Origin of the sequence: Pseudomonas sp. S37 (assembly GCF_016658545.1) — a bacterium.
Lineage (GTDB): Bacteria > Pseudomonadota > Gammaproteobacteria > Pseudomonadales > Pseudomonadaceae > Aquipseudomonas.
The window spans coordinates 23,486-42,447 of the sequence record NZ_JACVZC010000031.1; the positions used below are offsets into that span (position 1 = coordinate 23,486).

Annotated in this window: 13 protein-coding genes and 2 pseudogenes; 5 read left to right on the forward strand and 10 right to left on the reverse strand. The window is 63.3% G+C overall.

The genetic code is table 11. The features are described from left to right. Window positions 1-69: 69 nt before the first annotated feature. Window positions 70-1,521, reverse strand: coding sequence for an alpha/beta hydrolase (locus IAE39_RS12700; protein WP_328825610.1), 1,452 nt, complete (start codon window positions 1,519-1,521; stop codon window positions 70-72). An 81-nt stretch (window positions 1,522-1,602) separates the two neighbouring features. On the opposite strand from IAE39_RS12700, the gene IAE39_RS12705 reads away from it, so the two are divergent. After that, the gene (locus IAE39_RS12705) at window positions 1,603-2,076 is read left to right on the forward strand and encodes a sn-glycerol-3-phosphate transporter (protein WP_201202825.1); all 474 of its coding nucleotides are present in this window, start codon (window positions 1,603-1,605) and stop codon (window positions 2,074-2,076) included. 272 nt (window positions 2,077-2,348) lie between these two features. Then, a complete protein-coding gene (locus tag IAE39_RS12710; protein ID WP_201202827.1) occupies window positions 2,349-7,508 on the forward strand; it encodes an NEL-type E3 ubiquitin ligase domain-containing protein in 5,160 nt (1,719 codons plus the stop codon). A 293-nt stretch (window positions 7,509-7,801) separates the two neighbouring features. Here the strand turns inward: IAE39_RS12710 and IAE39_RS12715 are convergent, their stop codons facing one another. Both IAE39_RS12715 and IAE39_RS12720 read right to left on the reverse strand, forming a co-directional pair. After that, the gene (locus IAE39_RS12715; RefSeq protein WP_201202828.1) at window positions 7,802-8,032 is read right to left on the reverse strand and encodes a hypothetical protein; all 231 of its coding nucleotides are present in this window, start codon (window positions 8,030-8,032) and stop codon (window positions 7,802-7,804) included. Next, window positions 8,025-8,525, reverse strand: a pseudogene (locus IAE39_RS12720) (MlaA family lipoprotein); the annotation flags it as partial. The pseudogene IAE39_RS12720 and the gene IAE39_RS12715, both read right to left, overlap by 8 nt. 45 nt (window positions 8,526-8,570) lie before the next feature. Between IAE39_RS12720 and IAE39_RS30085 the strand changes: the two are divergent. Next, window positions 8,571-8,702 (forward strand): annotated as a pseudogene (locus IAE39_RS30085) (response regulator); the annotation flags it as partial. Window positions 8,703-8,838: 136 nt separating this feature from the next. Continuing rightward, entirely contained in the window at window positions 8,839-10,194 is a 1,356-nt protein-coding gene (locus IAE39_RS12730) for an ATP-binding protein (protein ID WP_201202830.1), read from the forward strand. Here IAE39_RS12730 and IAE39_RS12735 read toward each other — a convergent pair whose 3' ends face one another. The 6 genes from IAE39_RS12735 to IAE39_RS12760 form a co-directional block, all read right to left on the reverse strand. Beyond that, window positions 10,195-10,659 (reverse strand): nuclear transport factor 2 family protein, encoded by a 465-nt coding sequence (locus IAE39_RS12735; protein WP_201202831.1) that lies wholly within the window; start codon window positions 10,657-10,659, stop codon window positions 10,195-10,197. A gap of 184 nt (window positions 10,660-10,843) precedes the next feature. Continuing rightward, window positions 10,844-12,025 carry an MFS transporter gene (locus tag IAE39_RS12740; protein WP_201202833.1) on the reverse strand — a complete coding sequence of 394 codons (1,182 nt, stop codon included), beginning with the start codon at window positions 12,023-12,025 and terminating at the stop codon, window positions 10,844-10,846. Between the two features lie 65 nt (window positions 12,026-12,090). Continuing rightward, window positions 12,091-12,894: a 2,5-didehydrogluconate reductase DkgB gene (dkgB, locus tag IAE39_RS12745; RefSeq protein ID WP_201202835.1), complete on the reverse strand. Its 804-nt coding sequence runs from the start codon at window positions 12,892-12,894 to the stop codon at window positions 12,091-12,093. 233 nt (window positions 12,895-13,127) lie between these two features. Continuing rightward, window positions 13,128-14,699: a hypothetical protein gene (locus IAE39_RS12750; protein WP_201202836.1), complete on the reverse strand. Its 1,572-nt coding sequence runs from the start codon at window positions 14,697-14,699 to the stop codon at window positions 13,128-13,130. A gap of 127 nt (window positions 14,700-14,826) precedes the next feature. Then, window positions 14,827-15,321, reverse strand: coding sequence for a DUF934 domain-containing protein (locus IAE39_RS12755; protein WP_201202838.1), 495 nt, complete (start codon window positions 15,319-15,321; stop codon window positions 14,827-14,829). Then, window positions 15,305-16,957 (reverse strand): nitrite/sulfite reductase, encoded by a 1,653-nt coding sequence (locus IAE39_RS12760; RefSeq protein ID WP_201202840.1) that lies wholly within the window; start codon window positions 16,955-16,957, stop codon window positions 15,305-15,307. The genes IAE39_RS12755 and IAE39_RS12760 overlap by 17 nt, the downstream gene beginning before the upstream one ends. A gap of 213 nt (window positions 16,958-17,170) precedes the next feature. Between IAE39_RS12760 and IAE39_RS12765 the strand changes: the two genes are divergently transcribed. Further along, window positions 17,171-18,247 carry an ABC transporter substrate-binding protein gene (locus tag IAE39_RS12765; protein ID WP_201202842.1) on the forward strand — a complete coding sequence of 359 codons (1,077 nt, stop codon included), beginning with the start codon at window positions 17,171-17,173 and terminating at the stop codon, window positions 18,245-18,247. 353 nt (window positions 18,248-18,600) lie between these two features. On the opposite strand, the gene IAE39_RS12770 is transcribed toward IAE39_RS12765, so the two are convergent. Continuing rightward, on the reverse strand, window positions 18,601-18,816 hold the full coding sequence (locus IAE39_RS12770; RefSeq protein WP_043201995.1) for a DUF2970 domain-containing protein: 216 nt from the start codon (window positions 18,814-18,816) through the stop codon (window positions 18,601-18,603). Window positions 18,817-18,962: the final 146 nt, after the last annotated feature.

Genomic DNA, 18,962 nt, shown 5'->3' on the forward strand with positions numbered 1-18,962 from the left:
GCCGAACAGGCAGGCACTGCCGCGTTTCGGACATCCGCGGCTTCAACGCGACCTCTTGCCGAGCCAGGTTCAGCGGGCCTCCAGGGTGCTATCAAGGTGCTCGAGCATCCACCTGAAAAACGGGTTGGATGTTGCCCGCGCAAAGCTGCCGGCATCCATGATCAGCGTGCCACGCTCGCCGCGCAGGCTCAGGGTACCCAGGTTGACCCCATAGTTCTGCGTGTTGTCGGGTTGCTGGCCGTATAACGCATCATCGGCCGGAAAGGGCAGGGCTACGTGCGACAGCGACACCAGCCCGGCGGGGTAGCGGGCGTCGAGCAATTGTTCGCTGCCCTGGGTGGCTTGCGCGGCAATGTGCCGCGCAATCAGCTGGGCATCGCCAGGGCCTCGGGGGGAGATCAGTGTACGCCCATAGCGGCGCGCAGGTGGCGCGAACAGCCGCTCGCGCAGGGCAGTGACCGATGGCGTGAGCATGTCGTCGATGCCCAGTGCGCGGTTACTGTCGAAGATCACCAGTTCACTGCCGTTGGCGGGCAGGCGCTCGTACAGCTCGGTCTGGATGGCTTCGGTGCTGACGGTGGCATCCACCAGCGACTGGTAGGTGATGATGGGCGGCAGTGCAGTCAGGCCGTCAGGCTGCTTGCCTTGGGCAACCAGTTGCTGGCGCACTGCTTCGGTCAACGCATGGGACTGGCGCGCGGCGTTGACCGGGAACGAGTTGTACTTGAACGGGTTGAACTCCGGCAGCACGCTGAGCCAGGCGGCCTGGGCAAATGCCGGGAGCAGCGCGGGCAGCCCCGCGATGCCGGCAAACCGGGCAAAGCGGCTGACGCCGATCATGGGCGACACCAGCACCAGCCGCTCGGGCCTGGCCAGTTGCGGGTCGTGCAGGCTATCCAGGGTATATTTCACCGCCAGCGCGCCACCGTTGGAAAACCCTATGAGGTACAGCGGGGCCTTGGCCGGTGCATGGCGGGTGGCTTCGCGTACCGCCAGGCGGGTGGCAGCCATCCAGTCCTCCCAGTCGGCATCGGTGAGGCCGGCGGGGACGGTACCGTGGCCCGGCATGCGCACCGCCACCACTACAAAGCCTTTGGCCTGGAAGTGCGTGGCAAAGTGGCGCAGGCTGTAGGGCGAGTCGGTCAGGCCGTGCAGCAGTACCACTGAGCCCTTGGCTGCTTGTGCGGGCTCGGCGATGTAGGAGCGGTTCCAGTCGTGGGTCAGCTTGCCGGGGAACACCCGGCTTTCGGGGTCGTAGCGGTTATAGGGCGAGTGGCGATCGGCCGGCAGGTGCGTGCGCATTTCCTGGTTCAGCTCGTCGAACAGGTGCTGCTCGGCAGTGAGGTATTGCGCCCAGCTGGCACGGTCGATGTCGCGGGCATGCAGTTCGTGGGGCACATAGGTGTGCCACGGCTCCAGGTGAAAATGCGCAATTGCGGTGATGCGAAAACCCAGCAGCGCGGTGGCCAGCAAGGCCAGCACCACGAGCACTACGGCCACCAGTAAACGGCGTATCGGCATCATTGCTCCCTTGGCGTGGTGGCATTGGCGTGATCAGCAAGGCTTGGCTAGGGTCTGTGGATTGACCCGCGAGGACCGAGCATGAACAGGGCGCCGTCTGCAGCGATCGGGCTGCTGCTTGTGAGTCTGGCTGCAATCGCCGCAGATGGCGAGCGTGAAGGGGACTACTGGTACGTGCAGACCAGCGCCTATACCAAGCACTGGACCCACGACCCGGAACACAACAACCACCAGGAACTGGTGGGTATCGAGCGCATCTACACCGATGGCTTGCTGTGGGGCACGGCAACGTTCAAGAACTCGTTTTACCAGCGCTCGTACTATGCCTACCTGGGCAAGGTCTGGGAAAACGAGCGTTATCCCGTGTACGTGAAACTCAGTGCCGGGCTGATTGAGGGCTACAAGGGGGATTACGACGACAAGATTCCACTCAACCACCTGGGCGTGGCTCCGGTAATCATCCCGTCGTTTGGCGCGCACTGGGGGCCGCTTGGCGTGGAGTTCGTTGTGCTTGGCGGCGCGGCGGGGATGGTCAACGTGGGGGTGCGGTTCTGAAACTGGCCCTGGCGGCCACACTGTATGTCCCTATTGGAGGATGCTTGCCCGCGAACACCGGCGAAGCCGGTGCCATGCACCGGGTTGGATTCTTCGCGGGTGAACCCGCTCCCACAGGCATTGCAACTGGCTGGTATTCTTCAGTTTCTGCCTTGAGGTCAACAGTTGCCGTCTATAGCAGCACAACGGGCCAGAGCGGGTGGTGCAATGAATAGCCAGATGACCGGTAGCGCAATGGTGCAATCGCGGCTTTCGCACCACAGGAGCCTGCGATGGCCAATTCGATCTTTTCTGACGACTCCACCGATGCCTTGATTGCCAGCCGGCTGCCGGCCTGGCTGAGCGGAACGTCGCTGGACAACCTTTACGATCTGCACGAGTGCCAGCGTCGTCAACAACAGTTGCGACAACAGCTGCACGACCTGCTGGCGAAGATTACGCCGGCGGATACATTTGCCGAGGGGCTACTGCAGCACGAGTTGCAGGCCCAGCATGCGCTGACCCTGGATGTTCGCCAGGCGCAACTGCGGCGCAAGGCCTTGCTGCGCTTCCCCTCGTACATCAGCCATATTCCCGATGGCATCAAGGAACAGGTGTACGAGCACAGCCTCCTGCAAGCGGCCATGCACAACTTCACCGAGGCTGAAGCAACCAACAGCGCGATCATGCCAGGCACTGTGTTGATGGATGAGCATGGGCGGCGCTGCACGCTGGCGCCGTCGCGCTTTTACAACCTGTGCAGGGCGCTGGATGTGGGGGGGCAGTACCAGTCCTATCTGCGAACGCAGCTGAGGCCGGATGGTGACGCCGGCAGGCGCATCGAGACGCTCTTCGAGCGCAGTATCCGCGCCAACCTGGAAGCGGCGCTGCGCCTGTCGCTGGCCAATGGCGAAATCACCGGGCGGGCGCAGGGCCATTGCACACCGCTGGTGGCCCTGTGCGCAACGGATGCCACGTTGCTGCCCGGCGTGAAGCCGAAGCAGTTGCGGGTGTTCGGCCTGCAGGTACGCGGGGCGGTGGCGTTCGAGCTGGGCGACCTGTCGGCTACCGGCGAGGGCGGGCAGGGCATTCTGTGCTGGATCCCCGATGACCCCAATGGCCCCTTGACCTGGTACACCTCCTGGGAGCAGTTGTTCCTCACCCTGGGCAAACAGTTCCGCTTGCCGGGTTACGTCGGCTTTTTTCAGCGCTTTATCGGCGAGCACGACCGCGAAGCCTACATGCAGGCCTTGAGCAAAGCGTTGGCGGGCGGTGCGCAGGATGCACCGGTCCGGCTTGACGGCCGCCATGAGCCTATCGTGCAGCCCTTGTTCGCGTACCTGCGCAAGCTGCAGATCGACACCCTGATGGAGAATGGCCGTGTGCATGCCGTACCTACCGGCCAAGTGGATGCACAGGTGCGTGATCGGCGCCTGCACTTTTACCTCCGTTTTGCCCTGGATGCGTTGGGCCTGGCCAGCTTTGCCTTGCCTGTACTGGCCTTGCCGCTGTTGGGCATTAGCGCCCTGCAGGTGGCCGACGAGGTGTATGAGGGTTACGCCGATTGGCAGCTGGGTAACCGGCAAGGTGCACTGGAGCATCTGTATTCGGTGGCTGAGACCGTGATCATGACGGCGGTGAATGTGGGGGCTGGCGCGGCAGCCCAGCGCCTGGCCCGTAGCGCCCACGTCGACGAACTGATACCTGTGCATACTGCAGCCGGCAAACTGAAACTGTGTGACCCTGCCCTGCCGGGTTATGCCGTCGAGCATCGCGGTAAGGTGGCCGAGCTGATCGGTACAGCGCAGGGTGAATACCTGCGTACCCCGGCGGCCAGCTACCTTACCTACGTCGATGCGCACACGCAGCAGCGGCGCATCCGCCACCCACTGCGTGGCAATGCCCATGCGCCGCTGATCGAAGACAACGGCGCCGGTGGCTGGCGCCATGAGCTGGAGAGCCCGCTGCAATGGCAGGACAGCCTGGAACTGCTGCAGGGGCTGCAGCACGACTGGGCGCAGCTCGATAGCCAAACGGCAGAGGATGTGTTGCAGGCCACGGGGGTCACTGGCGACCAGTTGCGCCGCTTGCATCTGGAGCAGCTTATCCCGCCCGCGCGGTTGCGCGAGGCTGTGCAGCGACATCAGCTGCATGCCCAAGCCCCTGATCTGTCGGGAGAGGCCTTCGAGCAGCACTTGCAAGCGCAACAGCCGGCCGCCAGCGCAGACGAGGCGTTGTTGCGCAGGGACTTCCCCGGTTTGAGTGGCTTCGGTGCCCGCGAGCTGGTCGAACAGGCCAGCGAGGCATCGCTGGAGCAGATGCAGGCCCGACAACGGGTACCGCTGGCCCTGGCTGAGCAGGCACGCTGGTACCTGCGCGATGCCCGCCTTGACCGTGCGTGTGCCGGGTTGTTGCAGGCGGCCGCAATCAATCGCGATACCGAGCAACTGGCCCTGGGCCTGATTGCCGAGCACGCGCCCTGGCGCAACGTGCGCGTGGAGCTGCGCACGGCCTCGTCCAGTGGTGAAAGGACCGCTTGGGCAGGTGCGCAGGACCCCAGCGAGGTGCGCACTGTAGTCAGGGTTGGGCGTGGTTACCTGGCGCTGGATGCAAACGGCCAGGCATTACCCTTTGCGCAGGCCGGTGACAGCCTTTTTGAAGCCTTGATGTTGCAACTTGACCCCTGGCAAAAAAGGGCCTTGGGCGATGCTGGCGAATCGCCCGAGGCCCTGTCGCGTGCGGTGGCGCAGTGGGCGAGCGGGCAGCGTGACAGGGCTGCCAAGCTGTTGGGCATGGCACCGGTCGGGCTTGGCTTCAGGCCGCCATTGCGGCTTGGCGATGGCCGACTGGGTTATCCATTGAGTGGCCGGGGCGAGAGCAGTAACAGTGCATTGCGGCGGGGTATGCAGCTGCTTTTTGCCCACGGTGAAGACAATGTCGATGAATTCGTGGCGAACGCCCGGCGGCAAGGGGTATTGCCGTGGAACCGCTTCTTGAACTTGTGCGAGCAACTGCGCGCACTGGACAGGGCGTTGGGGCAATGGCGCCGGCAATCGAGCGGGCCAATCCAGCTGATCAGGCGGGTACGCATGGCCCGCCGTATCCGGCGTGCCTGGCAGCGGCAAGCTGCAGGGGTGAGCGGTGGTTGCTCGCTGGACCTGGCAGGGTCCAGGTTGGGTGCGCTGCCAGCGCTTCCCGAGTCGGTGAGTTTTGCCCATATCAGTACGCTGAACCTGCGCGACATGCAGTTGACGACTGCGGCCGACAGCTTCCTGGCCCGGTTCACGCATGTGCAGCGCCTGGACTTGTCGCAAAACCGCCTGACGGCGATCCCGGACACGCCTTACATGACCCGGTTGCAGGAGGTTGACCTGCGCAACAACCGCATCGTCGAGGTGAGTGAAGCGCAAGCACAGGCGATGCGCTTGAACCCTGATCGTGTGCGCTTGCAGGGTAACCCGCTGTCTGCGGCAGCGCTTGAGCGCTTGGCCGCGCAGGCATCGCCAGTTGTCGAGCTACCGGTGCTGGCAGGGGATCCCTGGTTCGAGGACATGAACCAGCAGTTCATTGCGCAGTGCCGGGACGAGTGGCAGACGCTTAGGCAAGAGGCCGACAGCGTCGGCTTCTTTGTGTTTCTTGAAGAGTTGCGCAACGGCGAGGCTTATGCCCGCGATCCGGCTGACATTCGCCGCCAGGTCAACGAACTGCTCTGGGCAATGTACCGACACACGCTGGTACGGGAAACACTGTTCCAAATGGCAACCCTACCTCGGCGCATCACCTCGCTTGATGAAATGGTGGTCGGCTTGAAAGTGGTATTGCGAACGCAGGGCATGCGCGGCCGGCGCCTGGAGCGAGAGCTACGCGACTTGGGGCGTGAGCAGTTCCGGCTCGATCAAGTGAACCGCTTTGCTGCCAGGCACATTGAACATTTGCGGGCAAGCGGCCAGCATTTCAATAACAATGACGTTTATATGGCATTGCGTACCAGGCTTGCCGAGCCATTGGGCCTGTACGGCCAGCCCAGGTATCTCGACTTGCAGCATGTCACCAGCGTGACTGCGGATGACCTGGTGGCCGCCGAAGCGGCTGTCTACGAGGCCGAGAGCGCCGAACAGCTGAGCCGGTTTCTGGCGCAGCAACGCTTCTGGCAAGACCATGTGCGGTTGGCGTATGCCGACCAGTTCGCCGGGTTGCCCGAGGCTGACGCGGCAGAGCGCAGTGCCGCAGAGCAGGTGTTGACGCTGAGCCTTGCCCGTGGGAACTACTGGGCCTGGTACCGCTTGCAGCCGCCACATGGCCCAGGCACGCGCGCCTTCGCCCATCTATCCAGGCGCCTGGAAGAAAGCCTTCAGCTTTGGCGAGGTCAGGAGGGAGACCCCGAACATGCCGGGCGAACACACCTGGCGAACCTGCTGCGCAGCATATGGCAGTCACAGTACCGGGGTGGTGGGGATTTTGCAGATACTGCGATGGACGGGCTGGCCATCAGTTCGTTACCCAGGCTGGCGCCGGGTATCATGTTCGACCGGTTGAACGCCTTCACCTTGTGCAACCAGCAGATCAGTGCAGTGGACGCAGATTTCCTCAGCCGCTTTCCCAACATGCAAGTGCTGGACTTGTCCGGTAACCGGCTGGCGGCGCTGGATGGGCTTGAGCATTTACCACGCCTGCGCCGGTTGAACCTGGGTGGCAACCAGCTAAGTGCAGTGGGGGGCCTGGAGCACCTGAGCCAGCTGGTAGAACTGGATTTGAGCGGGAATGACCTGAGCGAAGTGCCGGCTGCGCTGGAGCAGTTGACGCAGTTGAGCCGCCTGGATCTGTCGTTCAACCAGTTGACGCGCCTTGACGAGCGGGTAGCACAACTGGTGCGCCTGGAGAACCTGCAACTGAGTGGCAACCTGCTCGACAACCTGCCGGGCAGCCTGACGGGCCTTGCCCAACTCAGAACGTTGAACCTGAGCGGCAACCGGCTGGCGACGGTGCCGAATGGGCTCAATCAGCTTGGCAGGCTGGTCGAGTTGTACCTGCACGATAACCACATAACGCTGGATGCCGAAAGCCAGCCGCGACTGGAGTGGTTTACCAGCCTGCAAGTACTTACCCTGGGCAGCAACCCGCTGGGCGCATTGCCACAATTGCGCTTCAACGTACACCTGCAGTTCTTGTCCCTGCGTGATGCAGGCCTGCACAGTTTTCCGCTTGGCTTGTTGCAGAACTACCCGGAGCTGGCCGTGGATTTGCGAGGTAATCGCATAGAGACACTGAGTGAGCAGGCATTGGCCTGGATTGAGCTGCACCCGCGGTATGTCAACCTTGAGCACAACCGCCTGAACCAGGCGACCCTGCTACGGGTACGCCAGGCCGTGGCGCGGCTGCAGGAGCAGCAGGCAAGGGCCGAGCAGGAACAGCTGCCACAGTTGAGCACGAGAGCACCTGGGCGCCGTGGCTGAGGTTCGGCGACAATCACAGGCGTAAGGGGAAGTGTTCGGCGGGCTTTAGCATCGCTTATGCGATCGAGCGCCGCCCGCGCGGCGCTCGATCTCACAGGCACCCAAGAACTCAAGGCATGCACCCGTGCAGCCGCCACCGTATTCGCGGTGGTTCGACGCCTCGATGAACCCGCTCTCATGGAACTGCACATAACTCAGTGAATTAGCAGGGACACTGTGGGAGCGCGGACCGCTTGCGAACTCAGTCTCTGCGCAACAGCGCAGCGCAAAGGGCTGGGCGATCTCCTACAGGTTCACCGCTCGTGCCGGGCCATCCAGCGCAGCAGCGCCGCAATCGGTACGCTGCGGTGTGCCTCGTGCCGGTAGGGCTTGCCCTCGGCGGTATAGCGTTCACGATAGCGGCTGAGTACCAGGCTACGCCCATCGGCAGAAACCCGTGCCTCCAGTTCGTGCAGCACGAGCGCTTGCCGAGCCGCACCTTCAAGGCGCCTGAACAGCAGCATGGCGGCCTGGGCGTCATTCATCGCTGGTGACCTCCGGGCAATTGACCTGCCAGGTGCCGGGGCTGCCGGCTTTGCCTTCGGCCACCAGGTTGCTGCGCCGCTGTGCGGTGTAGTCACGCAGCGCGACGTAGTAATCGGGCCAGGTGCGCAGCAGATCGGTCAGCGGCAGCGCTTCGGCACGGCCGTCGACGATGCCGCCTGCCGTGGCGACGTTGCCCAGGCTGTCGACGGTATCGCTGTTGTCGCCGAACGGGTCCACCGCCATGCTCAGCACCTGGCCGGTGGCATCACGCAAATTGTGCGTACCCAACAGCGGCAATTCGACCACAGGGCCGGCGGCGACATCCCATACCCCGAACGTCTGGCCAAAGTCCGAGCGGTGCTGGCTCAGCCCCATTTTCCCAGACACATCGACCAGCCCCGCCACGCCCAGGGTGGTATTGAAGATGAAGCGGGTGAGGCTGGTCATCGCCCGTTCGCCGTTGCCCTGCAACAGGTCGTTGACGAACACAGTGGTCTGGTGTTGTGCCAGCGGCTTTTGGCCGAGCACAAGGTGGCGGTGATCATGTTGACCGCCATGGGCGAGTTGAGTGACCGGGTGGTGGGCCTGGAGCTGGGGGCCGACGACTACCTGACCAAGCCGTTTGCTGCCCGTGAATTGCTGGCCCGTGTGCGGGCGGTGCTGCGCAGGGCCGGGGAAGTGGCGGGTGGCGCAATGTGCAAGTGAGCCGGCTGCGGCGCAAACTGGAAGCCGACAATTGCAATGAGCCGCTGATCCGCACCCTGCGCAACGCGAGCTACCTGTTCACGCCAACAGTGGTGAAGCGATGAAACGGTTTGCCCGGTTGCGCCAGGCCCTGCCGAAACCAAGAATCACCATTGCCCGCTGGATCACGCTGACTACCCTGACGGCCATGTTGTTCCTGCTGCTGCTCAAGGGGCTGTTCAGCCTGCTGCTGAGCGTGTGGGCGCAACCACCGTTGCTGGAGAGCGGGGTGATCGAAAAGGTGGCAACGGTGACCCGTATCCTGGATGCCGCGCCCGCAGCGCAGCGTAGCAATATCGCCCGTGCAGCGGGCGATGGCACTTACACTGTACGCTGGGTGCAGCACCATGACGATGCGGGTGTGCCGCTGCTGGTCGATGCCGAGTTCAGCCAGGGCACGCCGATTCTGCGTGCATTGCTCAAACGGCCAGAGGCCAGGGTCGAGGTTTTCGAGCCGTCCGACATGCCGGAATACGCCCCTGAGCGCGGTTATGCCGTGATGATCGACTTGAGTGACAAATCCTGGGTGCTGTTTCGCGCCACCAGCCGCAGCTGGGGCCTGGACGAGCTGCCACGCAACCTGGTCACGCTCGCCTTGATGCTGGCCTCCAGCCTTGGCGTCGCGTTGCTGGCCGCACGTTACCTGGCCAAACCACTGGAGCGCTTTGCCGAGGGTGCGCGCCGCTTTGGCAAGGACTTCAACGCGCCGCCCATTCCGGTAGTGGGCCCCCACGACCTGCGCCAGGCCATTCTGGCGTTCAATGGCACCCAGGCGCAGCTCAAGCACTTCCTCAATGATCGCACGCAGATGCTGGCGGCGATCTCCCACGACCTGCGTGCCCCACTGACACGCATGCGCCTGCGTGCCGAGTTCATCGAAGAAGCCCAGCTGCAGGCCAAGTTGTTCCAGGACGTCGACGAGATGCAGGCGATGGTCGATGCCGCACTGGCGTTCTTCCGTGATGATGCGCGGCTGGAGCCCACCACCGTCTTCGACCTGGGCGAGTTGCTGCTGACCGTGGTGGACGATTTCAAGGACGCGGGGGTAAACGTTGGCTTCAGCGGACCTCGCCGTTGCGTGTACAGCGGGCGGCCCATGGGGATCAAGCGGGTGCTGGTCAACCTGATCGACAATGCGGCCAAGTACGGCCGCGAGCCAACCGTGGAGCTCGTGGTAACGCCCTGGCAGATTGAAATCAGTGTGCTGGACCGCGGGCCAGGCATCGCGCCAGCGTTGCAAGAGCAGGTTTTTGCGCCGTTCTACCGGATTGAAGGTTCACGCAACCGCCATACCGGTGGTGTCGGCCTGGGTTTGCCGGCCGCACGGGCCATCGTGCTGGAGCACGGCGGCAGCCTGACCCTGGGCAACCGCCCGGATGGTGGGTTGCATGCCAGGGTCACGCTGCCGCTGGGCTGATCAGAGCCCCAGTTCGCTGAGCCCGGGGTGATCGTCCGGGCGCCGGCCCAATGGCCAGTGGAACTTGCGCTCTGTTTCGCTGATGGGGTGTTCGTTGATGCTTGAATGGCGGTTCTGCATCAGCCCGTCTTCGGCAAATTCCCAGTTCTCGTTGCCATAGGCGCGGAACCACTGGCCGCTGTCGTCGTGGTATTCGTAGGCATAGCGCACGGCGATGCGGTTGCCGGTGAAGGCCCACAGCTCCTTGATCAGGCGGTACTCCAGTTCATGGTGCCATTTGCGCGTGAGGAATGCCTCGACCTCGGCACGGCCACGGGGGAACTCGACGCGGTTACGCCAGACCGTGTCAGGGGTGTAGGCCAGCGCGACCTTGGCCGGGTCGCGGCCGTTCCAGCCATCCTCGGCCAGGCGAACCTTTTCGATGGCGCTTTCGCGGGTGAAAGGGGGGAGCGGTGGGCGGGACATCGGGGGTACTCCTCAGGTCGATGGGCTTGTAGAAGCGTAGTAGCGGATGCCTGAAGTGAGAATGGATGTGTCTGGCACATCATGATTGCGGGGGGGAACAATGCTCAGGTGTCATGCCAGGGTGGTGCATGGCACCGGCTGCGCCGGTGTTCGCGGCTAAAGCCGCTCCTACAGGGGATAGCGGTCAGGTCATATCGGCTGCGGTCTTGCCGGTGGCTTTGCTGCGGCTACCCAGCCAGACCAGCAACAACCCGGCCGCCGCCAGCACGCCACCGGCCATCGGTACGGCGGCATAGCCCAGGTCAAGGCTGATCACTGCTCCACCCAGCGCCGCACCTACGGCGTTACCAAGGTTGAACGCACCGACGTTGATCGACGAAGCCAGCCCCGGCGCCTCGATGGCGGCGATCATCACACGCATCTGCAGCGGTGGCACCACGGCAAAGGTGAACATGCCCCACACCAGCAAGGCGATGGCGGCACCGACATGGCTGCCCAGCACCAGTGGCATCAGCAGCATGATCACTGCCAGCGCCGCGAGGAAAAGCCGCGCTGCCCCGTCAAGCGACCAGTCGGCCAGGCGGCCACCCAGGCTGTTGCCGAGGGTAAAGCCAACACCGATCAGCACCAGGCCCAGGGTGACGAAGCTGTCCGAGGCGCCGGTCAGTTCGGCCAGCACCGGCGCCACGTAGGTGTACAAGGTAAACATGGCGCCGGCACCGAGCACGGTGGTGGCCATGGCCAGCAGCACGCTGGGGCGGGCGATGACGGCCAGCTCCTTGCGCACATGCGGCACGCTGCCGCGTTCACCCTTGGGCAGGGCGTACCACAGTGCGGCCATGGCCAGCAGGCCCAGCACGGCGGTGCCGGCAAAGGCCATGCGCCAGCCAACCTGCTGGCCGACCCAGGTGGCGGCCGGCACGCCGCCGATGTTGGCGATGGTCAGGCCCATGAACATGGTGGCCACGGCGCTGGCCTGTTTGTCCTTGGGCACCACGCTGGCGGCCACCACTGCGCCCAGGCCGAAGAACGCACCGTGGTTGAGGCTGGTAACCAGCCGCGAGGCGAGCAGGGTGTAGTAGTCCGGCGACAGCGACGACAGCAGGTTGCCCAAGGTGAAGATGGCCATCAGCGCCATCAGCGCAGCGCGCTTGCCGAAACGGCTGAACAGCAACGTCATGATCGGCGCGCCGACCATCACGCCAATGGCATAGGCGGTAATCAGCATGCCGGCGCTGGGGATGCTCACACCCACGCCTTGGGCAATCACCGGCAGCAGGCCCATCGGGGTGAATTCGGTGGTGCCGATGCCAAAGGCACCGATCGCCAGGGCGAACAGGACCTTGCCGGGGGAAAGTGCGCTCATCGAGAATCTCCGACTGTGAGCAGGTTGGGTACAAAGGCGGCCACCAGAGCAGCCGCGTAGGGGGATCAATCCCAGTGTGGCGCCAGGCCGTCAGGGCTGACTTCGCGGCCGTTGCGCTCGAGCTTGGCGATACGCGCCATGTCGTCGGCGTCCAGCTTCAGGTCACGGGCAAGCAGGTTGCTGGCCAGGTTCTCGCGCTTGGTCGACGACGGAATCACCGCGTAGCCCAGCTGCAGGGCCCAGGCCAAGGCAACCTGGGCGACGGTGGCCTTGTGCTTGGCAGCGATCTCGGCCAGAACCGGGTCTTTCAGCACCTTGCCGTAGGCCAGGGTCATGTACGACGTGACCGTGATGCCTTGTTCCTTGAGGTACGCAGTCAGCGTGCTGTTCTGCAGGTACGGGCTGAGCTCGATCTGGTTGGTGGCGATTTCGCCTTTGCCGACCACTTCGATGGCTTGGCGGGTCAGTTCGATGTTGAAGTTGGACACGCCGATCTGACGGGTCAGGCCCAGCTTCTTCGCTTCGGCCAGGGCGTTCATGTACTCGCGCAGTTCAACGCCATTGCCCGGGGCTGGCCAGTGGATCAGCAGCAGGTCGACGTAGTCGGTGCGCAGTTTCTGCAGGCTGTCGCGCAGGCTGGGGATCAGCTTGTCGGCGGCGTAGTTGTCGACCCAGATCTTGGTGGTGATGAACAGCTCGCTGCGGGGTACGCCGCTTTCGGCGATGGCCTGGCCCACGTCAGCTTCGTTCTTGTAGATCTGCGCGGTGTCGATGACTCGGTAGCCCAGCGCCAGGGCCGACTTGACCGAATCGATGACGGCTTGGCCGGTGAGGCGGAAGGTGCCGAGGCCGAAGGATGGAATGCTCATGGATCTGCTCCTGGTGAGTGAGGGGGCCGGACTGAGCCTGGACGTTCAGGTCCGATCGCTCTTCGTGTGGGGAGCAGTGTGCGGGTTTGGCGGGGATTGATTAAGAGGGTGGGGTGCCAAGGTCCTTTGACCTGCGGTCAACAATAGGCGGTGCGGTCGTGACCGAAAGCCAGGCAATTTGACCCTGCCCCTGGCGCCTGCTGAGGCGTGAAAGGGGCGGGCCAATGCAATGATCAGTTTTCGATCAATGCCGGGTTGGACTGCAGCAACCACAGCCCTCGCATTGCCTGGACCTGCTGTTCAAGGCTGGAGGTAAGGCCAAGACGCTGCGCCTGCCGGTCCTGGGCCAGGAGTTTTTCCAGCATGTCCAGCAAGTCGCGTGACTGGTCGGCCGAGGCAGAGGTCGTTACATCGGACTGCAGTTCCGCTTGCTGGTAGGTGCGTACACGCTCTTGCTGAGTGGCCTGTTGCGTAGCAGTGGCCTCGACCATGACGTTGTTGACGAAGGCTATGCGGGTCGAGCTGCTGGTTTCGTCATGCACCTCATGGTAACGGTAATTCTGCGATTTGCTGTCGAGGCTGAGTTGCAGCTCTACCAGCGGGTTGAGGCTCTTGTGCCAGGCGGCCTTCAGGGTGCTTTGCTGGTCCTGTTGCAGGTCCAGGTTGGTTGCTCCGCCCTTGCGGGTGGTGGTCTGTGAAACGTTGTAATCGAAGCTGTCTACCTCACCCGGGCGCATGGGGTTGGTTCGCTGCTCGGGCGCGGTAAGCGAAGCATTGAAGTCGGCCAGGCCACTCAACAGCATACGGCTGACCTTGTTCAAGGGGGTGTCATGATTCGTTGGGCGCAGGGTGGTGGCGTCCACGCTATTGAGCTGGCGGAAAGCATCTTTGAACAGTGTCATCTGCTGTTCATCGCCGTTTCCGCGTTTCTGCGCGGCATCGAACTGGGTCAGGTAGTTTGACACAGCAGCCTGCCGTTGCGTGTCGCTGCCGAGCAACGTGCCGCCTTGGGTGTCGAAGTTCATTTTCACCGTGCCGGACGGCGTCTGCAGTTCCAGGCTGCGAGTATGCTCGTCCATTTGCAGGGCAAATTTCTGCCGGGCGCCGCCTGCGGTATCCAGCTGTGCTTCGAATTTCAGCCCGGTGAACAGCGTGGGGTCGAGCTTCACCAGCGCGCCGAGCTTCAGGCTCGGGGGCTCTTGGGTCAGGCCGTTGAGGGCAGTCTGGAAACTGTCCGCCATTATCGACAGGCCTTTGAGTTCGCTGGCGGTCAGGCTGCCACCGAGCACCTCGGCATCTACTGCCAAGCCCTTTTCGCTGCTGAACAGCCCCAGTGAAACGGTCGCGCCGGAGGCCGTATTCAGGGTGAAGTTAACGCTATCGGTGGCGAACTCGCGCAGCCTGGCTTGTTGCAGGCCAAGCAGCACGGGGTCGGTTGCCGTGCCGCTGTCAACGGCCACGCCTGACTGGGAGATGCGTTGCCCGCCATTGGTGGCCAGTTGTTCCAGCAGCGCTGCGCCCAGGCCTTTGAACCGGGAGGCGGCGGATGAGTACTGGACCGCGCTGTACATGTTCAGGCTCAGCTTGTCGAGGCCGTCCTGCTCCCAGACATAGCGAACCTGCCCACTGCCGACGGTGCCTTTGGCATTGTAAGTGCCAATGTCGACGCTGGGGGGCGACTGGCCAATGCTGACCTTGCTGCTTGCAGCTGTGGGTATTGCGGCTTTAACGGCATTGTCTGGTGGTGCCGTGGACGCAGGAATGTAGGTCTGCGTCGTGCGTATGATCGGTGTAATCGGATTCACTTGCGCTCCCTGCGTTTTCTGGTTCGTTCATACGTGATGTCGGCGCGCCACCAGCGAACTTGAATTTTCGATCAGAAAACGCAACGGCCCGCCATTTAGGCGGGCCGTCAGGGGCAGCAGCAAACGATCAGCGGCGGCGGAACAGCGGCAGCGGCTCGTCGGTGGCGGCCTGGTAGGTCACCGAGAAGTCCTTCAGGCTTTGCAGCGCGTCTTCCGGGTCTTTGTCGGCACGGATGGCAAACGCATCGAAACCGCAACGGGCCATGAAGAACAGCTGGTCGCGCAGCACGTCACCAATGGCGCGCAGCTCGCCCTTGAACTTGTAGCGGTCACGCAGCAGGCGCGCGTTGGAATAGCTGCGGCCGTCGGTGAAGGCCGGGAAGTTCAGGGCGATGACCTGGAAGTACTGTACGTCTTCGCCGATCTCTTCTGCTTCCTGGTCGCTGTCCAGCCACACGCCCAGACCGCCATCGCGGGCTTTCAGCACATGGGCGTGGTCGCGCCACATCTGCAGCGGCACGATGTAGTCGTCACAGTTGGTCAGCTCGTCGAACGAAAAGTCCTTGGGCAGCAGGTGCCAGGTTTCGTCGACGATCTGGTTGTTCTTAATGATTCGCTGCATAGACGCGTTCCTTGAAAGGGTCGATACCGATACGCTGGTAGGTGTCGATGAAACGCTCTTCCTCGGTACGTTGCTCGACGTACACGGCGATCAGCTTCTCGATCACGTCGGCCATGGCATCCTGGGCGAAGGACGGGCCGAGGATCTTGCCCAGGCTTGCGCCGCGCGCGGCGTTGCCACCCAGCGACACCTGGTAGAACTCCTCGCCCTTCTTGTCCACGCCGAGGATGCCGATGTGGCCCACGTGGTGGTGGCCGCAGGCGTTCATGCAGCCGGAGATGTTGAGGTCGATCTCGCCGATATCGAACAGGTAGTCCAGGTCGTCGAAGCGGCGCTGGATGGATTCGGCAATCGGGATCGACTTGGCGTTGGCCAGCGAGCAGTAGTCACCACCCGGGCAGCAGATGATGTCGGTCAGCAGGCCGATGTTCGGGGTGGCAAAGCCGCCTTCGCGCAGTTCCAGCCACAGGGCGTGCAACTGGCGCTGCTCGACGTCGGCCAGGATGATGTTCTGCTCGTGCGAGGTGCGCAGGAAGCCGAAGCTGTAGCGCTCGGCCAGGTCGGCCACGGCGTCCAGTTGCTTGTCGGTGAGGTCGCCAGGGGCAACGCCGGTGGGCTTCAGCGACAGGGTCACGGCCACGTAGCCCGGGCGCTTGTGGGCGCGGGTGTTGCGCGAGCGCCAGCGAGCGAAACCTGGGTACTCGGCGTCCTGGGCTGCGTAATCGACGTTGTCGAGGGCCAGGTACTCCGGGTCGACGAAGTGGCGCGATACCCGCTGTACTTCGGCTTCGGTCAGGGTGGTGTTGCCGCCACGCAGGTGGACCATTTCGGCCTCGACCTTCTCGGCGAACACTTCCGGGGTCAGGGCCTTGACCAGGATCTTGATCCGCGCCTTGTACTTGTTGTCACGGCGACCGTAACGGTTGTACACGCGCAGGATGGCGTCGAGGTAGCTGATCAGGTCCTGCCATGGCAGGAACTCGTTGATGAACGAGCCCACCACCGGGGTACGGCCCAGCCCGCCACCCACCAGCACACGGAAGCCCAGCTCGCCAGCAGCGTTGCGCACCGGCTCCAGGCCGATGTCGTGCACTTCGATGGCGGCGCGGTCTTCCTGCGAGCCGTTGATGGCAATCTTGAACTTGCGCGGCAGGTAGGCGAATTCCGGGTGGAAGGTGGTCCACTGGCGGACGATCTCGCACCATGGGCGCGGGTCGATGATTTCGTCTGCGGCGACACCGGCGAACTGGTCGGTGGTGGTGTTGCGCAGGCAGTTGCCGCTGGTCTGGATCGCATGCATCTGCACGTTGGCCAGCTCGGCGAGGATGTCCGGGATGTCTTCCAGCGCCGGCCAGTTGTACTGCACGTTCTGGCGGGTGGAAATGTGGGCGTAGCCCTTGTCGTAGTCGCGAGCGATCTTGGCCAGGGTGCGGACCTGGTTGGCGTTCAGCTGGCCGTACGGCACGGCGACACGCAGCATCGGCGCGAAACGTTGGATGTATAGGCCGTTCTGCAGGCGCAGAGGGCGGAATTCTTCTTCGCTCAGCTCACCGGCCAGGTAGCGGCGGGTCTGATCCCGGAACTGCTTGACGCGGTCCTCGATGATCCGCTGATCGTACTCGTCGTATACGTACATAAAAGTCCTGTCTCAGGCATGCAGCTATTCGCGCGCACGGCCGCGCACTCCGGTACGGAGCCGTGGCACGATAGCAGGTTGCGTTTATGCGCTAAAGTGATGTTTTTGCATATGAAAAGAACCAAATGGACTATGTGAGACTGACTGCCATTTGTGCCCGGGGCCTGGCCTGGCGGGTATAATCCGGCGTTTGCTTTGCAGAGATGTCAGCCCATGCTCAAGGCGTTGTGCCAAAGCGTGTGTCTTGCCTTGCCGCTGGCGGCAAGCGCACAACCGGCTTCGGTGGTGTTCCTCAACCCGGGGCTGTCTACCGAAACCTTCTGGACCAGCTACAGCCGTTTCATGCAGGCCGCCGCCGATGAGCTGGGCATGAACCTGCGGGTGGAATACAGCGAGCGCCGGGCCGACCTGGCGTTGACCCAGGCGCGGGCTGTGTTGACCGGGCCGCAGCGGCCGGATTACCTGGTACTGGTCAACGAGCAGTACGTGGCGCCAGAAGTGCTGCGCCTGTCGCGGGGTACGGGGGTGAAGCTGCTGCTGGTCAACAACGGCCTCACGCCCAGCCAGGTCCGCAGCATCCAGGCCCAGCCCGACAAATATGCCGAGCCTTGGGGCACCTTGATGAGCAACGACGAGCAGGCAGGCTTCCAGATGCTGCACCAGATGGTCGCGCAATTGCCCCGCGACAGCTTGCCGGTGGACCTGGTGGCGTTTGCCGGGGTCAAGACCACGCCGGCTTCACAGCTGCGCGAGGAGGGCATGCGCCGCGCCCTGGCCGACTTCCCTCAGGTTCGCCTGCGCCAGGTGGTGTATGGCGGCTGGAACCGCCAGCGCGCTTACGAGCAGGCGCAGCAGTTGCTGGAACGCTACCCGGCCACCCGCCTGGTATGGTCGGCCAATGACGAGATGGCCTTCGGCGCCATGCAGGCGTTCGAAGAGGCCGGGCGTGTGCCTGGGCGCGATGTGCTGTTCAGTGCCGTCAACAGCTCGCCCGAGGCCTTGCGAGCGCGAATCGACGGGCGCCTGAGCGTGCTGATGGGCGGGCATTTCACCTTGGGCGGGTGGGCCATGGTCATGCTGCACGATGATGCCCACGGGCTGGCGCTGAACCGCGACGGCCTGCGCGAGCACAGTGCCCCGGTGTTGCAGGCCATTGACCAGGCCAAGGCCAGGCGCTGGTTGAAGTTGCTGGAACGGGACGACTATGGCGTCGATTTCCAGCGTTACAGTGCCGAAGGGCGCCCAGCCAGCTACCAGTACCCTTTTTTGACGTCACCGGTCGAATATTGAAAGACCCTGCTTGAGGGAAGGGCATTGCTCGTCTTAACTGCTGATGGTGAAGTGCATTCCCATAACCACTACAAGAGGCAATGCAATGGGAAACTCAACCAAGGTCCGCAAAGCTGACAGCAGTGTCGATGCCTGGGCGATCCTGTGCCTGATCGTTCTGGTGGTGGTCACTGCCGTGTATTGGGTCAGCCACCAGTGACTTGAAACTCAAGACCGTGATGCAGCCAGGGCGCCTGCGGGAGGGAATCTCGCGGGTGCTTTTATTTTGCCTGTGCCGGCCCTTTCGCGGGTAAACCCGCTCCTACAAGGGTTCAGTGTAGGAGCGGGTTTACCCGCGAAAGGGCCGGTACAGGCTAACGGGTAAGGTGCAGGGCAAGTTGCACCAGGCCGATCAGTACGGCAATGAACACCAGGGTAAACAGCGTCCCCAGTGCAATGAAATGGCTGGCCTTGCCGTGGGTGAAGTCGCGGGCGCGGTTCTTGCCGCTTTGCACGCCGAAGGCGGCGGCTAGGATGCTGTGCAGCATCTGCCAGAAGGTCGGGGGTTTGCCCTGGCTGGAATCGTCCATGGTGGCTCCTGAGGGAATCAGAGGCAATCAGGGACAGTGTAGGCAATGGTTGTGAGGTTGCCTGTGAGGGCCTATTCGCGGGTAAACCCGCTCCTACAAGGGATTGCGTTCCCCCGTAGGAGCGGGTTCATCGGGGCGCCGAACCG

Bases quoted from the DNA above. Each gene is read 5' to 3' on its own strand.
- IAE39_RS12730 (WP_201202830.1), top strand. From the start codon at position 8,839: ATGAAACGGTTTGCCCGGTTGCGCCAGGCCCTGCCGAAACCAAGAATC.
- IAE39_RS12710 (WP_201202827.1), top strand. From the start codon at position 2,349: ATGGCCAATTCGATCTTTTCTGACGACTCCACCGATGCCTTGATTGCC.
- IAE39_RS12760 (WP_201202840.1), bottom strand. From the start codon at position 16,957: ATGTACGTATACGACGAGTACGATCAGCGGATCATCGAGGACCGCGTC.
- IAE39_RS12735 (WP_201202831.1), bottom strand. From the start codon at position 10,659: ATGTCCCGCCCACCGCTCCCCCCTTTCACCCGCGAAAGCGCCATCGAA.
- dkgB (WP_201202835.1), bottom strand. From the start codon at position 12,894: ATGAGCATTCCATCCTTCGGCCTCGGCACCTTCCGCCTCACCGGCCAA.
- IAE39_RS12755 (WP_201202838.1), bottom strand. From the start codon at position 15,321: ATGCAGCGAATCATTAAGAACAACCAGATCGTCGACGAAACCTGGCAC.
- IAE39_RS12740 (WP_201202833.1), bottom strand. From the start codon at position 12,025: ATGAGCGCACTTTCCCCCGGCAAGGTCCTGTTCGCCCTGGCGATCGGT.
- IAE39_RS12715 (WP_201202828.1), bottom strand. From the start codon at position 8,032: ATGAATGACGCCCAGGCCGCCATGCTGCTGTTCAGGCGCCTTGAAGGT.
- IAE39_RS12705 (WP_201202825.1), top strand. From the start codon at position 1,603: ATGAACAGGGCGCCGTCTGCAGCGATCGGGCTGCTGCTTGTGAGTCTG.
- IAE39_RS12700 (WP_328825610.1), bottom strand. From the start codon at position 1,521: ATGCCGATACGCCGTTTACTGGTGGCCGTAGTGCTCGTGGTGCTGGCC.
- IAE39_RS12765 (WP_201202842.1), top strand. From the start codon at position 17,171: ATGCTCAAGGCGTTGTGCCAAAGCGTGTGTCTTGCCTTGCCGCTGGCG.
- IAE39_RS12770 (WP_043201995.1), bottom strand. From the start codon at position 18,816: ATGGACGATTCCAGCCAGGGCAAACCCCCGACCTTCTGGCAGATGCTG.